General features: G+C 62.2%; 18 protein-coding genes. 13 read left to right on the top strand and 5 right to left on the bottom strand.

What is annotated here, in order from left to right; translation table 11 throughout:
* Window positions 1-51 precede the first annotated feature (51 nt).
* The gene (gene smpB, locus BFX80_RS16915) at window positions 52-528 is read right to left on the bottom strand and encodes an SsrA-binding protein SmpB (RefSeq protein WP_077379524.1); all 477 of its coding nucleotides are present in this window, start codon (window positions 526-528) and stop codon (window positions 52-54) included.
* Between the two features lie 162 nt (window positions 529-690).
* Between smpB and BFX80_RS16910 the strand changes: the two genes are divergently transcribed.
* The gene (locus BFX80_RS16910; RefSeq protein WP_077379522.1) at window positions 691-1,128 is read left to right on the top strand and encodes a type II toxin-antitoxin system RatA family toxin; all 438 of its coding nucleotides are present in this window, start codon (window positions 691-693) and stop codon (window positions 1,126-1,128) included.
* A 72-nt stretch (window positions 1,129-1,200) separates the two neighbouring features.
* The gene (locus BFX80_RS16905; RefSeq protein WP_077379521.1) at window positions 1,201-1,509 is read left to right on the top strand and encodes an RnfH family protein; all 309 of its coding nucleotides are present in this window, start codon (window positions 1,201-1,203) and stop codon (window positions 1,507-1,509) included.
* Between the two features lie 159 nt (window positions 1,510-1,668).
* On the opposite strand, the gene BFX80_RS16900 is transcribed toward BFX80_RS16905, so the two are convergent.
* Window positions 1,669-2,097 (bottom strand): outer membrane protein assembly factor BamE, encoded by a 429-nt coding sequence (locus tag BFX80_RS16900; protein ID WP_077379518.1) that lies wholly within the window; start codon window positions 2,095-2,097, stop codon window positions 1,669-1,671.
* 78 nt (window positions 2,098-2,175) lie between these two features.
* Between BFX80_RS16900 and fur the strand changes: the two genes are divergently transcribed.
* On the top strand, window positions 2,176-2,598 hold the full coding sequence (fur, locus tag BFX80_RS16895; protein WP_077379516.1) for a ferric iron uptake transcriptional regulator: 423 nt from the start codon (window positions 2,176-2,178) through the stop codon (window positions 2,596-2,598).
* Between the two features lie 155 nt (window positions 2,599-2,753).
* On the opposite strand, the gene recN is transcribed toward fur, so the two are convergent.
* Window positions 2,754-4,424, bottom strand: coding sequence for a DNA repair protein RecN (recN, locus tag BFX80_RS16890; protein ID WP_077379980.1), 1,671 nt, complete (start codon window positions 4,422-4,424; stop codon window positions 2,754-2,756).
* A gap of 364 nt (window positions 4,425-4,788) precedes the next feature.
* Here recN and grpE point away from each other — a divergent pair, with 364 nt between their 5' ends.
* The 3 genes from grpE to dnaJ all read left to right on the top strand — a co-directional run bounded on the left by grpE (window position 4,789) and on the right by dnaJ (window position 8,874).
* A complete protein-coding gene (gene grpE, locus BFX80_RS16885; protein ID WP_077379514.1) occupies window positions 4,789-5,418 on the top strand; it encodes a nucleotide exchange factor GrpE in 630 nt (209 codons plus the stop codon).
* Window positions 5,419-5,634: 216 nt separating this feature from the next.
* Window positions 5,635-7,557 carry a molecular chaperone DnaK gene (gene dnaK, locus BFX80_RS16880; RefSeq protein WP_084209492.1) on the top strand — a complete coding sequence of 641 codons (1,923 nt, stop codon included), beginning with the start codon at window positions 5,635-5,637 and terminating at the stop codon, window positions 7,555-7,557.
* A 168-nt stretch (window positions 7,558-7,725) separates the two neighbouring features.
* The gene (dnaJ, locus tag BFX80_RS16875; protein ID WP_077379510.1) at window positions 7,726-8,874 is read left to right on the top strand and encodes a molecular chaperone DnaJ; all 1,149 of its coding nucleotides are present in this window, start codon (window positions 7,726-7,728) and stop codon (window positions 8,872-8,874) included.
* Between the two features lie 134 nt (window positions 8,875-9,008).
* On the opposite strand, the gene BFX80_RS16870 is transcribed toward dnaJ, so the two are convergent.
* Entirely contained in the window at window positions 9,009-10,034 is a 1,026-nt protein-coding gene (locus tag BFX80_RS16870; RefSeq protein ID WP_084209491.1) for an esterase-like activity of phytase family protein, read from the bottom strand.
* A gap of 210 nt (window positions 10,035-10,244) precedes the next feature.
* Between BFX80_RS16870 and dapB the strand changes: the two genes are divergently transcribed.
* The 5 genes from dapB to BFX80_RS16845 all read left to right on the top strand — a co-directional run bounded on the left by dapB (window position 10,245) and on the right by BFX80_RS16845 (window position 17,122).
* Window positions 10,245-11,051 (top strand): 4-hydroxy-tetrahydrodipicolinate reductase, encoded by an 807-nt coding sequence (dapB, locus tag BFX80_RS16865; protein ID WP_084209490.1) that lies wholly within the window; start codon window positions 10,245-10,247, stop codon window positions 11,049-11,051.
* A 576-nt stretch (window positions 11,052-11,627) separates the two neighbouring features.
* Window positions 11,628-12,773, top strand: a complete 1,146-nt coding sequence (gene carA / locus BFX80_RS16860; protein ID WP_127736515.1) for a glutamine-hydrolyzing carbamoyl-phosphate synthase small subunit — start codon at window positions 11,628-11,630, stop codon at window positions 12,771-12,773.
* A 67-nt stretch (window positions 12,774-12,840) separates the two neighbouring features.
* Entirely contained in the window at window positions 12,841-16,071 is a 3,231-nt protein-coding gene (carB, locus tag BFX80_RS16855) for a carbamoyl-phosphate synthase large subunit (protein ID WP_084209488.1), read from the top strand.
* Window positions 16,068-16,544, top strand: a complete 477-nt coding sequence (gene greA / locus BFX80_RS16850) for a transcription elongation factor GreA (RefSeq protein WP_077379500.1) — start codon at window positions 16,068-16,070, stop codon at window positions 16,542-16,544. The genes carB and greA overlap by 4 nt, the downstream gene beginning before the upstream one ends.
* A gap of 125 nt (window positions 16,545-16,669) precedes the next feature.
* Entirely contained in the window at window positions 16,670-17,122 is a 453-nt protein-coding gene (locus BFX80_RS16845) for a hypothetical protein (protein ID WP_084209487.1), read from the top strand.
* Between the two features lie 106 nt (window positions 17,123-17,228).
* Here the strand turns inward: BFX80_RS16845 and yhbY are convergent, their stop codons facing one another.
* Complete coding sequence (yhbY, locus tag BFX80_RS16840; RefSeq protein WP_077379496.1) at window positions 17,229-17,543, bottom strand: ribosome assembly RNA-binding protein YhbY; 315 nt, start codon at window positions 17,541-17,543, stop codon at window positions 17,229-17,231.
* Window positions 17,544-17,856: 313 nt separating this feature from the next.
* On the opposite strand from yhbY, the gene rlmE reads away from it, so the two are divergent.
* Together rlmE and ftsH are read left to right on the top strand one after the other, a co-directional pair.
* A complete protein-coding gene (rlmE, locus tag BFX80_RS16835) occupies window positions 17,857-18,447 on the top strand; it encodes a 23S rRNA (uridine(2552)-2'-O)-methyltransferase RlmE (RefSeq protein WP_240499766.1) in 591 nt (196 codons plus the stop codon).
* Window positions 18,448-18,896: 449 nt separating this feature from the next.
* On the top strand, window positions 18,897-20,900 hold the full coding sequence (gene ftsH / locus BFX80_RS16830) for an ATP-dependent zinc metalloprotease FtsH (RefSeq protein WP_065392485.1): 2,004 nt from the start codon (window positions 18,897-18,899) through the stop codon (window positions 20,898-20,900).
* Window positions 20,901-21,270 lie beyond the last annotated feature (370 nt).

Raw genomic sequence — 21,270 nt, 5'->3', positions numbered from 1 at the left:
TCCCACATCGCAACGGTGCAGGCGCGGCGCGTGATCATGGCGCTGACAGTCTCAGCGATCCCGCAGGATTCGTGCCTTCTGGCGATTCCAGTCACGGTCCTTCTCGGTGGCACGCTTGTCATGCATCTTCTTGCCTTCCACCAGCGCGATCTCGCATTTCACGATCGCGTTCTTCCAGTACAGCTTGATGGGGACACAGGTGTGACCCTTGTCCTGGGTGCGCGAGAAGATGCGCGCGATCTGCTTCTTGTGCAGCAACAGCTTGCGCGTGCGTTGCGGGTCCGCCACCGCGTGGGTGTTGACCGTCTCCAGCGGATGGATATGACAGCCGAGCAGCCAGGCCTCACCGTTCTTGATCACGATGTAGGTGTCCGTCAGCTGGCCCTTGCCCGCCCGTAGCGCCTTGACCTCCCAGCCTGCCAGTACCAGCCCCGCCTCGAAGGCTTCCTCGATGTGGTATTCGTGGCGTGCCTTCTTGTTCTGGGCGATCAGGTTGCCGCCCTGTTGGGGTTTCTTTTTCTTGCCCATGTTGCCTCGTTTGTCGTGTGCTCCTGCCACTGCCCGACGGACAGCTGGCGCATCCTTCTGGATGGGGGGAGGCGTGTTACCATTCAAGGCCAGACGGCACTTCATGCGCCGGCCCATTGTTCATGATACGCAAGGCGCGTATCCAAGTCAGCGGAGAGCTAGATGCCTACGGTCAACCGGTCTGCCCTGGTTCGGCACTCGGCCCAGGCGATGTTCGATCTGGTCAATGATTTCGAGCGTTACCCCGAATTCCTGCCGGGCTGCAGTGATGCCCAGTTGCTTGAGCAGGATGACGCCCATCTGGTGGGCAGGCTGACTCTGTCCAAGGCGGGCATGGAGCAGAGCTTCGTGACCCGCAATGATCTGTTCGCCCCCCAGCGCATAGAGTTGAGTCTGGTCGACGGCCCTTTCAAGCGTCTCGAGGGACGCTGGCTGTTCACGCCGCTGAGCGAGGATGCCTGCAAGGTCTCGCTGGAGCTGGATTTCGAATTCAGCAATCGCCTGCTGGGCATGGCCTTCGGCAAGTTGTTCAGTCAGGTCGCCGGTCAGATGGTCGAGGCGTTCACGCGGCGTGCTGACCAGCTGTACGGCGCGAATTGATGTCCGCTACAGGCAAGGCCGTAGAGAAGGCCTGATGACGTGGTCTGAAAGGTGAGTCCGACAGGAGCAAGCATGAGCGACAGAATCACGGTCGAGGTGGCCTATGCGCTGCCGGAGAAGCAGAAGATCGTCTCCCTGGCCGTCGCGCCGGGAACCACGGCGCGCGAGGCCGTACGCATGGCACATCTCGAGCAACATTTCCCGACACTGGGCGCCGAGGTCTTTCTCGAGGCGGATCTCGGGATCTTCGGCAAGGCGCTGCGCAAGCCCGATGAGCACGTGCTGGATGCCGGTGACCGGGTCGAGGTCTACCGTGCCTTGATCAACGACCCCAAGCTTGCTCGCAAGCGCCGAGCCGACAAGGCACGCGCCGAGAAGTAGCGGTGTCCTCACCGGGCATCGGCGACCGTACGCAAGACGGGGCACCCTGGGGTGCCCCGTCTGTCATCACGACTCGGTCCCTGTTGCCGTCCGAGCGCTTGCGGGCATGCCGTTTCCCGCCAGCCGGCCCCGTCGATGACGGGCCCGCTGGCGGTCGACTTACAGCTCGTCCGGCAGGTCAGCGGCGCCTGCACCACTGTCGTTGCGGTTCGGCTGTGCGGCACGCGGGTCGATGTCGAGGTCCGGCACGATGACGGTTTCCTTGTCGATGTCGCCGCTCTTGTCGATGGTGGAAAGCACATCGCCGTCGAAATTCAGCGTGACGCGCTTGTTGATGATCTCGCCGTCCGCTTTCTTGAGGCGATATACGTAGTCCCAGCTATTCTCACTGAAGGGAGCGGTTAGCAGCGGTGAACCCATCACATAGATGACCTGTTCGCGGCTCATGCCCGGCTTCAATTGCTCGACCATTTCCGGCTTGATCAGGTTGCCCTGTGGAAGGTCGCGCTTGTAGACGCTGAAGTAGCTACACCCGGTGAGCAGCGACAGGGCGCTGCAAAAGGCGACTGTTTTGATCAAGTTTTGCATTTGCCCTGAAGATTCCCTATCGTTTTGCCTTGGCCGATCATACCTGATACATCAAGCGACTGCGAAGAGTACCCCAGCATGGCCGATCAGAACCATGAACTGCGCAAGGCGGGACTCAAGGTAACCCTACCGCGAGTCAAGATCCTGCAGATCCTCGAGAAATCGATGGATCGACACCTGAGTGCCGAGGACGTGTACAAGGCGTTGCTTGAGGCTGGCGAAGATGTCGGTCTGGCGACGGTTTATCGTGTGCTCACCCAGTTTGAAACTGCTGGACTGGTGATGCGTCACAATTTCGATGGCGGCCATGCTGTCTTCGAATTGTCCCAGGAAGAACACCATGACCACATGGTATGTCTGGACAGCGGCGAGATCATAGAGTTCTGTGATCCCGAGATCGAGCGCCGCCAGCGCGAGATCGTCGAGGAGCATGGCTATGAGCTGGTCGAGCATGCGCTGGTGCTCTACGTGCGTCCCAAGGACACCAAGAGCGACAGCTGATGCTCAGGCCTCGCCTGTGTCAGGGATGACAAGGTTCGCTGCAGGACAGAAACACCAACGGCCGCCCCACAGGGGCGGCCGTTGGTGTTTCTGGCGTTCGAACTGCCAGGAGGTTCATTGGACGAATGGACGTCGGGAAGGCGGCCTGTCGGGGCTCAGTGACGGCTGTCCGCCGCGCTGAGCATCTCGCGAGCGTGTGCCAGGGTCTGCTCGGACAGGTGAATGCCGCCCAGCATGCGTGCCAGTTCCCGCACGCGGCCACTCTCGTCCAGCAGTGCCATGTGGGTACGTGTGGTGTTCTTCTCTGCCTGCTTCTCGATATGCAGATGTTGATGCGCCTGGGCCGCGACCTGAGGCAGGTGGGTGACGGTCAGCACCTGACCCTTGTCGCCCAGTCGGCGCAGCAGCTGACCGACGATCTCGGCGGTCGCACCGGAGATGCCGACATCCACTTCATCGAAGACCAGGCTCGGAATGGTCGAGCGACTGGCGGCCACCACCTGAATGGCCAGCGAGACGCGGGACAGTTCACCGCCCGAAGCGACCTTGGCCAGCGCCCGCGGCGGCTGCCCCGGGTTGGCACTGATGCGGAAGTGGATGCGCTCCATGCCTTCGGGTTGCGGGCGCTCGCGTGGCTCGACGGCAACCTCGAACGTCGCCTTGCCCATGCCGAGGAAGGCCAGTTGATCCTGGATGTCGCTGGCCAGCTGAGGGGCGGCAGCGGCTCGTGACGTACCGACCTCAGTAGCCAGGATCTTCCAGGCATCCCGGCGGGCCGCCACTTCCTGACGCAGGGCCTCGATGGCCTCCTCGTCACCCCCGAGCCCTTCCAGCTCCTCGCTCAGTCGCTGGTGCAGGCCATGCAGCTCCTCGGGCAAGACATGATGCTTGCGGGCGATCTGGTGGATGCGCCCAAGGCGCTCATCGACGAAGGCCAGACGCTCCGGGTCGAGTTCGGTGACTTCGACGAAGCGGTTCAGCTCGCGTGCCGCTTCTTCTATCTGGATGCGTGCCTCTTCCAACATGCCCAGTGCGCTGGCCAGCGAACCCTGCTCGCTGCCCGGCAGGTGTGTCAGTCGCGCCACGGCCTGATTGAGGCGCGCGAGGGCACCTTCATCATCATGATCGCAGCACTCGGCGGCGGCCTGCGCCTCGCTGAGAATCTGTTCGGCATTGGCCAGGGTTTCCTGCTCCTGCTCCAGTGCCTCCAGCTCGCCCTCGCTGAGTGCCAGCTCATCAAGCTCCTCGACCTGATAGCGCAACAGCTGGCGACGAGCGCGTACCTCGTCGCCATCATTGCTCATGCGCTTGAGGCGGCGATGTGCCTCCTGCCAGTGGCGGAAGTCCTCGCGCAGCTGCGTGACCTGCGTCTCGATCCCGGCGTACTCGTCGAGCTGACGCAGGTGCGTCTCTTCCTTCAACAGCGAGTGGTGGGCGTGCTGGGAATGGATGTCGATCAGGTGCTCACCCAGTTCCCGCAGGTCCGCGATGGTGCAGGGGGTGCCGTTGATCCAGGCCTTCGAGCGTCCGCTGGCGGTGATCACCCGGCGCAGCAGGCAGTCGTCGCTGCCCAGCTCGCGTTCGTCCAGCCATTCACGCGCGTCGCTGAGGCTTGTGATATCGAAGCGTGCGATGAGATCCGCGCGATCCGCGCCGTGTCGCACGCTGCCGGCATCGGCACGTTCGCCCAGGCACAGACCGAGCGCACCGAGCAGGATGGACTTGCCGGCCCCCGTCTCGCCGGTGATGGCGGTCATGCCGCGGCGAAAATCGAGTTCCAGTGTCTCGACGATGGCGAAATCTTGAATGGCGAGCTGTAGCAGCATGACTACCTCCGAAGGGAAGCTGGGGCGTACGCCGTGCCGATCATTGCCCGTTTCGGGGGTGACTACGGAGTCGCCATACAGGATGTACATACAGTGTATATGGCTTTTTATACAGCACGCTCCGTCGGCCTTCAATCCATGCCGGACTCAGCTGGCAGAAAAGCCGCATCGAAGGCTTGAGAAGCCGAGTGCCGGCCCCATATAAAGGCCCTGACACTCATCGTCGGCAGCAATGGCGCGGCCTTGCTGCCCTACAGGCAACTCATGGCCTGTCTTCAGGGGTTTGCCTTCGTCGTCTCGAGGCAGGCTCCGCAGGCCACGAACAGGGCAATGGCGCACAGACGTCGGCCCGCAGGAGAACAGCATGGCTCAGGATCCGCAGACCCCGATGGATGAAGAACTTCAGCGTGCCGCTCGCGACGCCGAGCCGCAGCCGGAAACTCCGGAAGGCGAAGTGATTGAAGACATACTGGATGCCACCGATGTCGCCGCCGAAAGCGAAGGTGAGCTGATCGACAATCCGGAAGCCGAGATGCTGGCCGCTCAGGTCGAGGAACTCGAGCAGGCGGTGAAGGAGGCGAAGGACCAGGCGCTGCGTTCAGCTGCCGAGGCGCAGAACGCGCGCCGTCGCGCCGAGCAGGATGCCGAGAAGGCTCGCAAGTTCGCGCTGGAGAAGTTCGTCAAGGAAATGCTGCCGGTGGTGGACTCGCTCGAGAAGGCGCTTGAGTCCATGAGCGACGACGAGGCAGCCAAGGCACATGTCGAAGGTATCGAGATGACCTTGAAAATGCAGCTGGATGCCCTGAACAAGTCAGGCGTCGAGCAGCTGGACCCCCACGGCGAGCCCTTCGACCCGGAATACCATCAGGCGGTCGCCATGGTGCCATCTCCGGATGCCGAGCCGAACAGCGTCATCGACGTGATGCAGAAGGGCTACACCCTCAATGGTCGCCTGGTGCGTCCGGCGATGGTCGCGGTCAGCAAGGCCAACTGAGGCCCTGCGGGGTCGAGTGGCCATTAGGGCATGTGTCGTGATGGCACATGCCCGCCCTGCGGGGCTTCAAGGAGGATCAGGGCGGCAAAAAATGCCAGCACACCCTTGAAAGCCTGACGCGCGACCCCACTTATTGAAGCAAGTTCAGGTGCCGACACAAGGTACCGACAACCAGACTCATCTTTCAGGCTAGCAACAGATTCGAGGTATACGATTATGGGACGCATCATCGGTATTGACTTGGGTACTACCAACTCTTGTGTGGCAGTGCTCGACGGCGACAAGACCAAGGTCATCGAAAACGCTGAAGGTGGCCGCACCACGCCGTCCATCATCGCCTACACCGACGACAACGAGATCCTTGTCGGTCAGTCGGCCAAGCGTCAGGCAGTGACCAACCCGGAGAACACCCTGTTCGCGGTCAAGCGTCTGATCGGTCGCAAGTTCAAGGATGATGTCGTCCAGAAAGACATCAAGATGGTGCCGTACAAGATCGTCGAAGCCGACAATGGCGATGCCTGGGTCCAGGTGAAGGACAAGAAGATGGCACCGCCGCAGATCAGTGCGGAAATCCTCAAGAAGATGAAGAAGACCGCGGAAGACTACCTCGGTGAAGAAGTCACCGAAGCGGTCATCACCGTGCCGGCCTACTTCAACGACTCCCAGCGTCAGGCGACCAAGGACGCCGGCCGCATCGCGGGTCTCGAGGTCAAGCGCATCATCAACGAGCCGACTGCCGCGGCACTCGCCTACGGCATGGACAAGTCTCGTGGTGACAAGACCATCGCGGTCTACGACCTGGGTGGCGGTACCTTCGATATCTCCATCATCGAAGTCGCGGACGTCGACGGTGAGACCCAGTTCGAAGTGCTCGCCACCAACGGTGACACCTTCCTGGGCGGTGAAGATTTCGACATGCATCTGATCAACTACCTCGTTGACCAGTTCAAGTCCGACAGCGGCATCGACCTGTCCGGCGACAATCTCGCCATGCAGCGTTTGAAGGAAGCTGCCGAGAAGGCCAAGATCGAGCTGTCCAGCGCTCAGCAGACCGACGTGAACCTGCCGTACATCACCGCAGACAACACCGGTCCGAAGCACCTGAACGTCAAGGTGACCCGTTCCAAGCTCGAGTCGCTGGTCGATGAGCTGGTCGCTCGCTCCCTGAAGCCGTGCCAGACCGCTCTGGCCGATGCCGGCCTGTCCGCTTCCGAGATCGACGATGTCATCCTGGTCGGTGGTCAGACTCGCATGCCGCTGGTGCAGTCCAAGGTCGCTGAATTCTTCGGCAAGGAAGCGCGCAAGGACGTCAACCCGGATGAAGCGGTCGCCGTCGGCGCCGGTATCCAAGGTGGCGTGCTGGGTGGCGACGTCAAGGACGTGCTGCTGCTGGACGTGACGCCGCTGACGCTGGGCATCGAGACCATGGGTGGCGTGCTGACTCCGCTGATCGAGAAGAACACCACCATCCCGACCAAGAAGTCTCAGGTGTTCTCCACTGCTGACGACAACCAGGGCGCGGTGACCATCCACGTCCTGCAGGGTGAGCGCAAGCAGGCGGCACAGAACAAGTCCCTGGGTCGCTTCGACCTGGCTGACATCCCGCCGGCCCCGCGTGGTGTGCCGCAGATCGAAGTCGCCTTCGATCTGGATGCCAACGGTATCCTGAACGTGTCCGCCAAGGACAAGGCCACCGGCAAGGAACAGTCCATCGTCATCAAGTCTTCCGGCGGCCTGTCCGACGAAGAGATCGAACAGATGGTGCGTGACGCGGAAGCCAACGCCGACGAAGACAAGAAGTTCGAGGAAATGGTTCAGCTTCGCAATCAGGCCGATGGCATGATCCACGCGACCAGAAAGACCCTGACCGAAGCCGGTGACAAGGCCGAAGCCAGCGAGAAGGAAGCCATCGAGACGGCGATCTCCGAGCTGGAAGAAGCCCTGAAAGGCGACGACAAGGACGCGATCCAGGCCAAGCTGGATTCGCTGACCGAAGCTTCCGGCAACCTGGCGCAGAAGATGTACGCCGAGCAGGGTGCCCAGGGTGAGCAGGCTGGCGACGGTCAGGCTGACAAGAAGCAAGACGACGACGTGGTTGACGCCGAGTACGAGGAAGTCAACGACGACAAGAAGTCCTGAGGGATCTCTTGAACGACGTCTGATGACAGCGCGGGAGCCTTGCGAAGGTGTCCCGCGTTGTCGTTTGCACCGGTAGCGTATCGCGTGGGCGCACGCTGTCGGTGACAGCCGATATCCTAGAACAGACAGGCAGCCTTGGGCTGCCAGCAATCCAGGCGGACCTGATCCATGTCCAAGCGTGATTATTACGAAGTGCTTGGTGTCGAGCGTGGCGCCGACACCAAGGACATCAAGAAGGCGTACCGACGCCTGGCTCAGAAGCATCACCCTGACCGCAATCCGGATGACGAGGCCTCGGCGGAGAAGTTCCGCGAAGTGTCGGAAGCCTACGAAGTGCTGTCCGATGCGGACAAGCGCGCGGCCTATGACCAGTTCGGTCATGCCGGTGTCGACGGCCAGGGCGGCGGTGGCTTCGGCGGCGGTGGCTTTGGTGGTGGTGCCGGTGGCTTCGGCGACGTGTTCGGCGATGTCTTCGGTGACATCTTCGGTGGCGGCGGTGGCCGTCGCAATCCGAACGCTCCGCAGCGTGGCAGCGACCTGCGCTACAACCTTGATCTCGATCTGGAATCGGCGGTCGCCGGTACCACGGTCGACATCCGCGTGCCGCGTCTGGCTGCCTGTGGTCACTGTGATGGTGACGGCGCCGAGCCGGGTTCCACCAAGGAAACCTGCCCGACCTGCAACGGCATGGGCAAGGTGCGCATGCAGCAGGGCTTCTTCGCGGTCGAGCAGGCATGTCCGACCTGCCACGGGCGTGGCGAGAAGATCAGCGTGCCGTGCCGCAAGTGTCACGGCGAAGGCCGCGTGCAGGAATCCAAGACCCTCTCGGTCAAGATTCCGCCGGGCGTCGACACCGGTGACCGCATCCGCCTGAACGGCGAAGGCGAGGGCGGTGTCAACGGCGGGCCGTCAGGTGATCTGTATGTTCAGGTCAATCTGCGCGAGCACGAGATCTTCAAGCGTGATGGGCGTCACCTGCAGTGTGAAGTGCCGATCAGCTTCGTGGATGCAGCGCTCGGTGGTGAGCTCAACGTCCCGACGCTGGATGGTCGTGTCGTGCTCAAGATTCCGGCCGAGACCCAGACGGGCAAGTTGTTCCGACTGCGCGGCAAGGGCGTCAAGCCGGTGCGTGGTGGCCCTGCCGGCGATCTGCTGTGCAAGGTGGTCATCGAGACACCTGTCAGCCTGAACGAGGAGCAGAAGGAGCTGCTGCGCCAGTTCCAGCAGAGCCTTGGCGATACCGGCAAGAGCCACTCGCCGAAGGAGAACAGCTTCTTCGATGGCGTGAAGAAGTTCTTCGAGGACATGAAGCCCTAGGCTGCGTCTTCGTTCTCCTCCGCGCTGGCGGATGCGCAACGCGAAAGCCCCACCCCGATGACTCGGGAGTGGGGCTTTTTTCATTGTCAGGGCTCGCCTGACATGTCATCAGCGATGCGCTGTCAGGCGATGTTTCACTCTTGAGAGGCTGGCGTGAAGGCCTCGGGCTCGATCACCGCGAAACAGCTAAGCAACGTGGTCTGGAAGCTGCTGAAGTTGTCATCCGAGACCATCAGGAAGCGATTGCCCTCCAGGTGCGTGAGCCCTTCGAAGTTGTCCAGTGACCACCCCTCGCCACTCGACAGGCGGGCAAGGGTGCGGACCTCGACGGTCGTCCCCGGCTCTCCCAGATGCGCGCGCCGCAGGCTGATGACCAGCGGATAGGGCGGCGAGAAGGCGCGCTCCAGCATCAGGATGTCCCCGTCCGGCAGCATCTCCATGGCGGTCAGGCTCGAGCCCGTGTCGCTGGCCAGGGGGTAGCGCCATTCCTGCTTGCCATCCAGCGTGAACAGGCGCGTGGTGCCTTCGTCCATGCCCTCCGGGGTGGCTTCCAGACCGGCGAGCAGGCCGTACTCGGGGTGCAGGGTCAGCGCCTCCATGCCGTTGTTGGGGGCGGCACCGCGTACGCCCACGGGGGTGGCGGGTTCGCTGATCGCCAGTCCGCTGGGCAGGAAGTGCTCGACTCGGGGTTGCTGCTCGAAGCTGATGACCAGACGGGTATCGCCGCGCCGGCCGTTGTGGTCCTTCAGCAGCTGCATGCCTTCGGCATCGCTCAGGGCGCCTTGCAGGGAGATGTCGGTCTCGTCGCGCAGCGTATAGGTCTTGAGTGCCTTGGCGCCGACCAGCTCCCCATGGCGGAAGGCCAGGCGCAGACGGTGCAGCCAGCCCCGGTCCGACACGGCGTACAGCAGGGATTCATCCTTGTCCCAGCCGATATCGGACAGGCCGCCGACGGGGGTGCCATCCAGCCACTTGCCTGGCAGCTTGAGGGTGCCGCACCACTGGATCTCCGGCAGCTGGCTCATCTGCTCCGGCGAGGCCAGCGAGTAGGGGCGCGGGTGAACGCCACAGGCACTCAGCAGGCCGGCAACTGCCGTGGCAAGGGTCGCGAGGCGTAGCAGGCGCCAACGACGAATGGCATAACGATGAAGTAGCGACATGCTGACTCCGGGAACTGAGCGGTGAAGAGGGAGTGACGTGGACGGGCAGGAACTCAGTCTCCCGCTACTCTAGCGCGTAACGGGGGCAAATACATGACGTCAGCCAACGCTGCAGGCGGCTGATATACTCGCGGAGACAGCACAGGTGGCACACCCTCATCATCGCCGTGGGGTGGCTGCCCTCAAGACCCACAACAGGCAGGAGTCAGCATGACCCGTATCGCAATCATGGGCGTCGCCGGACGCATGGGACGCACGTTGGTCGAGGCCGTCGGTGCCGTGGAAGGCCTGACGCTGACAGCGGGCATCGTCGAGGCCGGCAGCTCCCTGGCAGGTGCCGACATCGGCGAGCTGGCGGGGCAGGGGCGTCTGGGTGTGGTCGCCAGTGACAGTCTGGCCGCCGTGGTGGATGACGTCGATGTCGTGATCGATTTCACCGCGCCGCAGGTGACGCTGGCCAATCTGGCGCTGTGCTCGGAGCACGGCAAGCGCATGGTCATCGGCACGACCGGTTTCAGCCCGGAGCAGCTCGAGCAACTGGATGGCTATCGCGACAGCGTGCCCTTCGTGTTTGCCGCCAACATGAGCTCCGGCGTCAATCTGACGCTGAAGCTGCTGGAAACGGCAGCCCAGGCACTGGGGGATGCGGGGTATGACATCGAGATCATCGAGGCGCACCACCGCCACAAGGTCGATGCCCCCTCCGGCACGGCACTGGCGATGGGCGAGGCGGTGGCACATGCCATCGGTCGTGATCTCGAGACCCACGGTGTCTTTGCACGCGAAGGACAGTGTGGTCCGCGCACCGACAAGGAAATCGGCTTCGCCACCGTGCGTGCCGGTGACATCGTCGGCGAGCATACCGTGATGTTCGCCACCGAAGGCGAGCGCATCGAGATCACCCACAAGGCCTCAAGCCGCATGACCTTCGCCAAGGGCGCGGCGCGTGCCGCCGAGTGGCTGTCAGCGCGTGGCGTCGGACGCTATGACATGCAGGACGTGCTGGGTCTCAAGTGATGTCCCGTCGGGGGCTCGGGTCGAAAACGCGCCCCGGGCACTCGATATGCCGCGTTCGAGTGGCTTCCGGGCGCATCGTGGAAGCTGTCACTGACGACAGGATATTGTCGGTCGGCGGTGATGGCTGTCGCACCTTGCGGCGGGAAATGTTCCTGGCAGGTGACTCAGGGGACAGGCTCGCGATCACTCCCGATGCTCCATAAGCTGACCGCTGTGACGAAACGACCGTATGGTGGGCACTGCCGCCCGCTCGCGGTGCAGTCATGGGGTGGTCAGCACCGCAGGATTCGGGTAATCTCTACCCAATTTGGCCGCACTCTTGGGGCCGCTGTGACAAGCAATATTCCGAAGAATGATAACAAGCGGGATGAAGCCTGATTTTTCGGTTTCGTCCCGCTTTTTTGCAGCCTGAATTTGCCGCTTCCGGCGAGCGCTCCTCACATGGGGAAGGCGCGTGGGAAGAGTGGCAGCGGGACCCAGACTCGGCGTCAGCCGAGTACGACAATCAAGCAGCATGTCCGGTGTTCGACCGCGGATTCCGGGCAGGAAAGTGGACACTTAGGGGAGGACGTTGCGTTGATCAAACCCGCGATACTGGCCTTGGAAGACGGCAGTGTATTTCACGGCAGCGCCATCGGCGCTGATGGGCAGACCAGTGGCGAGGTGGTGTTCAACACTGCCATGACCGGCTACCAGGAAATCCTGACCGATCCCTCCTACACCCGACAGATCGTCACTCTGACGTATCCGCACATCGGCAATACCGGCATCAACGACGAGGACAACGAGTCCGATCATGTCGCGGCCGCCGGCCTGGTCATCCGCGACCTCCCGCTGCTGGCCAGCAACTTCCGCTCCACTCGCTCTCTCGATCAGTACCTGCGTGACGAGAATGTCGTCGGCATCGCGGATATCGATACGCGTCGTTTGACGCGCATCCTGCGCGAGAAGGGCTCGCTGAACGGCGCCATTCTCGCCGGTGAGGATGCTCAGGGAGATGACGCCGTCGAGCGTGCGCTGGAAGCCGCTCGTGCCTTCCCGGGCCTCAAGGGCATGGACCTGGCCAAGGAAGCCTCCTGCCGCGAGTCATTCGAGTGGCACGAAGGCGAATGGACCCTGGGAGAAGGCTACGCCGACACCCGTGAGTCAGAGCGCCCCTTCCACGTGGTCGCCTACGACTACGGCGTCAAGCACAACATCCTGCGCATGCTGGCCTCGCGTGGCTGCCGTCTGACCGTCGTGCCGGCGCAGACGCCTGCCGCCGAGGTGCTGGCGCTCAACCCGGATGGCATCTTCCTGTCCAACGGTCCGGGCGACCCCGAACCCTGCGACTACGCCATCACCGCGATTCGTGAAGTGCTCGAGACCGAGACGCCGGTCTTCGGCATCTGCCTCGGTCACCAGCTGCTGGCCCTGGCCTCCGGTGCGAGCACGGTCAAGATGGGCCACGGTCACCATGGTGCCAACCACCCGGTGCAGGATCTCGACAGTGGTGTGGTGATGATCACCAGTCAGAACCATGGCTTCGCGGTGGATGAAGCCGGTATGCCGAGCCATCTGCGCGCGACCCACAAGTCGCTGTTCGACGGCAGTCTGCAGGGCATCGAGCGCACCGACCGTCCGGCCTTCAGCTTCCAGGGTCACCCGGAAGCCAGCCCCGGCCCGCAGGACGTCGCCCCGCTGTTCGATCGTTTCATCGAGATGATGCGCGCGCGACGCTGAGCCGAGCGCAGGCCCGAGGGCCTGATCCATCGTTGAGTTCAGTCACCAGATCATTGCGGGAAGAGACATGCCGAAACGTACAGACCTGAAAAGCATCCTGATCATCGGCGCCGGCCCCATCGTCATCGGCCAGGCGTGCGAGTTCGACTATTCCGGCGCACAGGCCTGCAAGGCCCTGCGTGAAGAGGGTTACCGGGTCATCCTGGTCAACTCCAACCCGGCCACCATCATGACCGACCCGGTGATGGCCGACGCGACCTACATCGAGCCGATCACCTGGGAGACCGTGGCGCGCATCATCGAGAAGGAGCGTCCGGACGCCATCCTGCCGACCATGGGTGGTCAGACCGCACTGAACTGTGCACTGGCCCTGGAGCGCGAAGGTGTGCTCGAGAAATTCGGCGTCGAGATGATCGGTGCCAACGCCGATACCATCGACAAGGCCGAAGACCGTGATCGCTTCGACAAGGCGATGAAGAAGATCGGCCTGGCGTGCCCGAAGGCCAAGGTCGCACACTCCATGGAAGAGGCCTGGGAAATCCAGGCCGAGCTGGGCTTCCCGTCCATCATCCGTCCCAGCTTCACCATGGGCGGTTCCGGCGGCGGCGTGGCGTACAACCGTGAAGAATTCGAAGAGATCTGCCATCGCGGTTTCGAGCTGTCGCCGACCCGTGAGCTGTTGATCGACGAATCGCTGCTGGGCTGGAAGGAATACGAGATGGAGGTCGTTCGTGACAAGAACGACAACTGCATCATCGTGTGTGCCATCGAGAACTTCGACCCGATGGGCGTGCATACCGGTGACTCCATCACTGTCGCCCCGGCACAGACCCTGACCGACAAGGAATACCAGCTGATGCGTGATGCATCGCTGGCCGTCCTGCGCGAGATCGGTGTCGAGACCGGTGGCTCCAACGTCCAGTTCGGCATCTGCCCGGACACCGGTCGCATGGTCGTGATCGAGATGAACCCGCGCGTGTCGCGCTCCTCTGCGCTGGCCTCCAAGGCGACCGGTTTCCCGATCGCCAAGATCGCCGCCAAGCTGGCCATCGGGTATACCCTGGACGAGCTGCAGAACGACATCACCGGTGGCAAGACGCCGGCGTCCTTCGAGCCGTCCATCGACTATGTCGTCACCAAGATTCCGCGCTTCACCTTCGAGAAGTTCCCGCAGGCCAATGACCGTCTGACCACGCAGATGAAGTCGGTCGGCGAAGTCATGGCCATCGGTCGTACCTTCCAGGAATCCCTGCAGAAGGCACTGCGTGGCATGGAGACCGGTGTCGATGGTCTCGATCCCATCGTGGCCGACTACGGCGACGAGAACATGGCGCGCATCAAGGGCGAGCTGCAGGCCGCCGGTGCCGAGCGTATCTTCTACATCGCCGACGCCATGCGTGCCGGCCTTGGCATCGAAGAGATCTTCCGTCTCACCAACATCGACCGCTGGTACCTGGTGCAGCTGGCCGACCTGATCGCTCAGGAAGGCGAAGTGGCGGCAAGTTCTCTGGGCGAGATGGATGCCAATCGTCTGTTCCGTCTCAAGCGCAAGGGCTTCAGTGATGCCCGTCTGGCGCGCCTGATGGGCGTGTCCGAGAAAGCCTTCCGCAAGCATCGTCAGCAGCAGGGCATCCGCCCGGTCTACAAGCGTGTCGATACCTGTGCCGCGGAGTTCGCTTCCGACACCGCCTACATGTACTCCACCTACGAGGAGGAGTGTGAGGCCGAGGTCAGCGACAAGAAGAAGATCATGGTGCTGGGCGGTGGTCCGAACCGCATCGGTCAGGGCATCGAGTTCGACTACTGCTGCGTCCACGCCTCCCTCGCCATGCGCGCGGACGGCTACGAGACCATCATGGTCAACTGCAACCCGGAAACCGTGTCCACCGACTACGACACCTCCGATCGCCTCTACTTCGAGCCGGTGACGCTGGAAGACGTGCTGGAGATCGCCGACAAGGAACAGCCTGTCGGTGTCATCGTCCAGTTCGGCGGTCAGACGCCGCTGAAGCTGGCCCGTGAGCTCGAGGCCGCCGGTGTGCCGATCATCGGTACCACGCCGGACGCCATCGATCGCGCCGAAGACCGCGAACGTTTCCAGCAGATGATCGAGAAGCTCGGTCTCATCCAGCCGGAAAACGCCACCGCACGCAGCTTCGAGGAGGCCTTCGTCAAGGCCGAAACCATCGGCTACCCGCTGGTGGTGCGTCCGAGCTACGTGCTGGGCGGCCGCGCGATGGAAATCGTCTACTCCGCCTCCGAGCTCGAGAACTACATGACCCACGCGGTCAAGGTCTCCAATGACTCGCCGGTGCTGCTGGACCACTTCCTGAATGCCGCCATCGAGGTCGACATCGACGCGGTGTCCGATGGCAAGCAGGTCGTGATCGGCGCCATCATGCAGCACATCGAGCAGGCTGGTATCCACTCCGGTGACTCGGCGTGCGCACTGCCGCCTTACTCGCTGCCGGCAGACGTCCAGGAAGAGATGCGTGAGCAGGTCAAGCGCATGGCGCTGGAGCTCAACGTCGTCGGTCTGATGAACGTTCAGCTGGCTTGGCAGGATGGCGTGATCTACGTCATCGAGGTCAACCCGCGTGCCTCGCGTACCGTGCCGTTCGTCTCCAAGTGCATCGGCCAGTCGCTGGCGCAGATCGCCGCGCGTTGCATGGCCGGCCAGACCCTGGAAGAGATCGGTTTCACCCAGGAAATCGTGCCGACCTTCTACAGCGTCAAGGAAGCGGTGCTGCCGTTCGCCAAGTTCCCGGGTGTCGATCCGATCCTGTCACCGGAAATGAAGTCCACCGGTGAAGTGATGGGCTCTGGCGATACCTTCGCCGAGGCCTTCTACAAGGCGCAGCTGGGCGCCGGGGAAGCCATCCCGACATTGACGGGCGATCGCAAGGCGTTCCTGTCCGTGCGCGAGTTCGACAAGGCGGGCGTTATCGAGGTGGCCCGCTCTCTGGTAACATTGGGCTTTACGCTTTGTGCTACCCGTGGCACGGCAGAGGTGATTGCCGCTGCCGGGCTCGAGGTTGAACCCGTCAACAAGGTGTTCGAGGGGCGGCCGCATATCGTCGACATGATCAAGAACGGCGAGATCGCCTACATCGTCAACACCACTGAGGGACGTCAGGCCATCAATGACTCGTCCGTGATTCGCCGCACTGCGCTGGCGCACAAGGTGCCCTATGCCACGACGCTGGCGGGTGCCAATGCCGTGTGCATGGCGCTCGAGTACGGAAACGATGTCAAGGTCCGTCGTCTCCAGGATCTGCATGCAGGAGTCATGATATGAGTAGAAGTCCGATGACCGTCGAGGGCGAAGATCGCCTGCGCAAGGAGCTCGAGCACCTCAAGGGCACGGAACGCCCCAAGGTCATCGCTGACATCGCGGAAGCACGTGAGCACGGCGATCTCAAGGAGAACGCCGAGTATCACGCCGCGCGTGAGCAACAGGGTTTCATCGAGGGGCGTATCCAGGAGATTGAAGCCAAGCTCTCGATGTCCCAGGTCATCGATGTCACCAAGCTGCCCAAGACAGGCAAGGTGATCTTCGGTACCACGGTTGATCTGATGAACCTCGATGACGACAGCGAAGTGCGCTATCGCATCGTGGGTGAGGATGAGGCCAGCATCAAGGACGGCAAGATCTCCGTTACCTCACCGATCGCGCGTGCGCTGATCGGCAAGGAAGAAGGGGATGTCGTGGTCGTGCGTACCCCGGGTGGCGATGTGGAGTATGAAATCTCCGAAGTGCATCACATCTGAAGCACGTCACATCTGAAGAGCATCGCCTCTGATTCGTCAGATCCTGATGTCGTGACAGCCCTGCCGGTCATCCCGGCAGGGCTGTTTTTTTGCCTGCGGGCACGAAATCCTTCAGGGAGGGAGTAATGGAAGTACAGGGAAGTCAGCCGGAAAAGCGCATCATGGCAACCTCCATGGTGGCCATCTTCATGGTGCTCGGGTTCATGCTGTTCGGGGTGGCATATGTGGTCTCCCAGTCGTTTGCCTATCGGTACACCGGGGACTCGGCGCTGTTGACGCCGTCATTGGTCCTGGGGAGTGCCCTGTTGGCGAGGGGAGTTTTCCACCTGGTGGTGCCGCTGGCGCACTTCGGCAATCAGTCGCTTTATCTGCGGCCGTCACCACTCATGGGGTGTCGCAAGATCGAGTATGAGCTGATCGAGGATTTCACCTTCGACAAGAAGACGCTGGTCATCAAGTATCGTGATGCCGGCAGCGGTGAGGGGGAGTCCAGACAGACGACACTCAAGCGTCATCAGGTCACCCAGCGGGCGCTGGACGACATCACCTTTGAGCTGAATCAGCGCGTCAGGTCGTGATTGTCAGTCACAGAAAACAGAAACGCCGCCCTCGATGAGGGCGGCGTTTCTGTCTGCGGCAGGCGTGGCGTGCGAGGTGAGCCTCGTCAGGCCTGGGCCCGGCGGCTTACTTCTCGCTGAAGCGCTGTACGTTGGACAGCTTCGGCTTGGCCTGCGGGTTGCGGCGATACAGCAGGGCGATCTTGCCGATGCTCTGGATCAGGGTCGCGCCGGTTTCGCTGCACAGGTGGCGAGCCACCTCGCCACGGGCTTCGCGATCATTGATCGCCAGCTTCAGCTTGATCAGTTCGTGATCGTGCAGTGCGCGCTCGAGTTCGGTCACGACGCCGTCGGAAAGGCCGTTTTCCGAGACGGTGACGATCGGGTCAAGATGGTGCCCGATGCTGCGAAATGCTTTCTTTTGTGACTGTGACAAGCTCATGGTATCGTAAAGTTTCCCTGTTGGCGTCCGATGGGAGCGGGGAGCGTAGCGAAAGACAGGGTCGACTCCAGGGCTTGAAATCCAGGGGTGTGAACCCGTCTGTTGCGCAGGCAATGTCTGTGCCCGCGGGCGGAACCGCGCGCAGGACCCGCCATTCTACTCCATGACGACGCTCATGACACGACCCGTGCGCAAGCTTGCCACGCCTTTCGTGTCGTCGTTATCCCCCCGCACCATCTCCCGCCAGTATTCGATTTCCCCCGACATTCCAGGTGACAACGTGGCTCACCCCAGCAAGAGCAGCGCTGGCTGGATGAAGGAACACTTTGATGACGCCTATGTCCAGCGCAGCTGGGCCGATGGCTATCGTTCCCGTGCCAGCTACAAACTGATTGAAATCGATGACAAGGACCGCCTGCTCAAGCCGGGCGCTACCGTCATCGACCTAGGTGCCGCCCCCGGTGGCTGGAGCCAGATCGCCGCGGATCGCGTCGGCATGGAAGGCGTGGTCATCGCCTCCGACATCCTTGAGATGGACGCCCTGGCCGGTGTTGATTTCATCCAGGGTGACTTCACCGAAGAGGCCGTGCTGAACCAGATTCTGGCCACCTTGGGGGATCGCCCGGTGGATCTCGTGATCTCCGACATGGCACCCAACATGAGCGGCATGAGCGCGATAGATCAGCCTGCCGGCATGTATTTGGTCGAGCTGGCGCTGGATCTGGCGCGCCAGACGCTCAAGCCGGGTGGCAACTTTCTGGTCAAGGTCTTCCAGGGAGAGGGCTTCGATGCCTACCTGAAGGACATGCGTGGCAGCTTCAACAAGGTCGTCACGCGCAAGCCGGAAGCGTCGCGCGCCCGCTCGCGCGAGGTCTATTTGCTTGGGCAGGGGTTCAAGGGCTGACGTTGCCCTCGATGCCAGGCGATCCCGATTTCTGCCCCGGGCGGCGACTTCATCACCGGTTAAGGCGGCCGATGGCATACTTGGTCAAGCTGGAATCATTGTGCCTCGGTCGAAGTCGTTGTATCTCTGATATAGGCCGACTATCGGCTGAATAGTCCGGTGCCGGCCTTTAAGCAATGGTTGCCGGCCCCCATCTGGTGTAGTGTCGATAGCATTGGGCCTTGAGCACGGAGGGCCGGTAACAGGTTGATGAGATGCCAAGGTCGCATCATCATCGATCGGCAAGCAGAACAACGCAGGCAAGCTTTGAGTGACTCGGTAGGCAAGGCGGCGTGTTGCGTCGTTTGATACCCCGCAGGCACGATCAGATAGCATGGCAGGCCACCACAAGACGGCAGTCGGAGTATTCACGGCATGCCAAGACAGATTCATGCAATGAGGGTGTCCCCTTGAACGACATGGCGAAGAACCTGATTCTCTGGTTGATCATCGCGGCAGTGCTGCTGACGGTGTTCAACAACTTCAGCGTCGATACCTCGCCGCAGGCGATGAACTATTCACAGTTCGTCCAGCAGGTGCAGAACGACCGGATCAAGAGTGTGACCATCGATGGCTACACCATCGAGGGTGAGCGGGCCGACGGCTCCAGCTTTACCACCATCCGGCCGGCGGCGTCCGATCCCAAGCTGATGGATGACCTGCTCTCCAACAAGGTGGAGGTCATCGGCAAGAAGCCTGAGCAGCAGTCGCTGTGGACACGTCTGTTGATTGCCAGCTTCCCGATTCTGATCATCCTGGCCATCTTCATGTTCTTCATGCGCCAGATGCAGGGTGGTGGTGCCGGCAAGGGTGGCCCGATGAGCTTCGGCAAGTCGAAGGCCAAGCTGCTGAGCCAGGATCAGATCAAGACCACCTTCAGCGACGTCGCGGGCTGTGACGAAGCGAAGGAAGAGGTCGAGGAACTGGTCGACTTCCTCAAGGACCCCAGCAAGTTCCAGCGTCTTGGCGGTCAGATTCCGCGTGGCGTACTGATGGTGGGTCCGCCGGGTACCGGCAAGACCCTGCTCGCCAAGGCGATTGCCGGCGAGGCTAAGGTGCCGTTCTTCAGCATCTCCGGTTCTGACTTCGTCGAGATGTTCGTCGGTGTCGGTGCCTCCCGTGTGCGTGACATGTTCGAGCAGGCCAAGAAGCAGGCGCCGTGCATCATCTTCATCGATGAGATCGACGCCGTCGGCCGCCACCGTGGCTCCGGCATGGGCGGTGGTCACGATGAGCGCGAGCAGACCCTGAACCAGCTGCTGGTCGAGATGGATGGCTTCGAAGCGAATGACGGCATCATCGTCATCGCCGCGACCAACCGTCCAGACGTGCTTGACCCCGCATTGCTGCGCCCGGGCCGTTTCGACCGCCAGGTCATGGTAGGCCTGCCGGACATCCGTGGCCGCGAGCATATCCTCGGCGTTCACCTGCGCAAGGTGCCGATGGGCGACGACGTGGTGCCGGTCAATATCGCACGGGGTACGCCGGGCTTCTCTGGCGCGGATCTGGCCAACCTGGTCAATGAAGCGGCCCTGTTCGCTGCACGTCGCAACAAGCGCCTGGTCGGCATGGAAGAGCTTGAGCTGGCCAAGGACAAGATCATGATGGGCGCCGAGCGCAAATCGATGGTCATGTCCGAGAAGGAGAAGCGCAACACGGCCTATCACGAGTCCGGTCACGCCATCATCGGTCTGGTGATGCCAGAGCATGATCCGGTCTACAAGGTCTCGATCATTCCGCGAGGCCGTGCGCTGGGTGTGACGATGTTCCTGCCGGAAGAGGATCGCTACAGCTATTCTCGCCAGCAGATCATCAGTCAGATCTGCTCGCTGTTCGGCGGTCGTATCGCCGAAGAGATGACGCTGGGGCCGAATGGTGTCACCACCGGGGCTTCCAACGACATCAAGCGTGCCACCGAGCTTGCCCACAACATGGTCGCCAAATGGGGTCTCTCCAGTGAAATGGGCCCGATCATGTACGATGAGGACGAGTCTCACCAGTTCCTCGGCGGTCCGGGTCAGGGCGGCGGCAAGCTGAAGTCGGGCGACACCACCTCACGTCTCGACAAGGAAGTGCGTCGTATCATCGACGAGTGCTACGCCAAGGCGCAGCAGATCCTTGAGGAGAATCGCGACAAGCTGGATGCGATGACCGAGGCGCTGATGACCTACGAGACCATCGATGCCGAGCAGCTGGCCGACATCATGGCAGGGCGCACTCCGCGTCCGCCCAAGGACTGGGGTGGCCCGGCCGGTGGTGGTGACAGTGGTCTCGTCGCACCGGTGGCCGACACGCCGAAAGCTGAGGCGCCTGAGGCCCCCGGGTCTGACGGTGATGACGCAGACACTGACGACGGTGAGGAAGATACGCGCCGCCGTCCGTCAGATCCGCTGGGTGGTCCAAGCGGTCACTGAGCCATGAATCAGCCATCATCGCGCTGACTCTCACAACGCCCGAGCGGACCTTCCGCTCGGGCGTTGTCGTTTTCGGGGCAGACATTCGCGGCGCCCTGGATGCCCCGAGGCGGCTGATGGCAGATGATGTCATCCGCGATCAGGCGTCGGGGTGAGCCGGGTAAGTGTGGGTGAGGCGGTGTGACTCACTATCCTGCGCGGCGTGGCTCAGGTTCCTGACCCTGATCAGATGATTTGCCTGGGCAGATGGCGTTGCCATCTGCTGACGCCCCATGTGGCGGCCGTTCGACGCCTTGCGCGGCCGATGAGGCCTCTTTAAAGTGGGTGCCCGATTCCTTCTCCGGCAGCCATGATGTTCGTCCTGGCTGCC

This window comes from Cobetia marina, from assembly GCF_001720485.1.
Lineage (GTDB): Bacteria > Pseudomonadota > Gammaproteobacteria > Pseudomonadales > Halomonadaceae > Cobetia > Cobetia marina.
The sequence above is the reverse complement of the archived record's forward strand: the minus strand, read 5'-3'. Positions and strand labels throughout refer to the sequence as shown.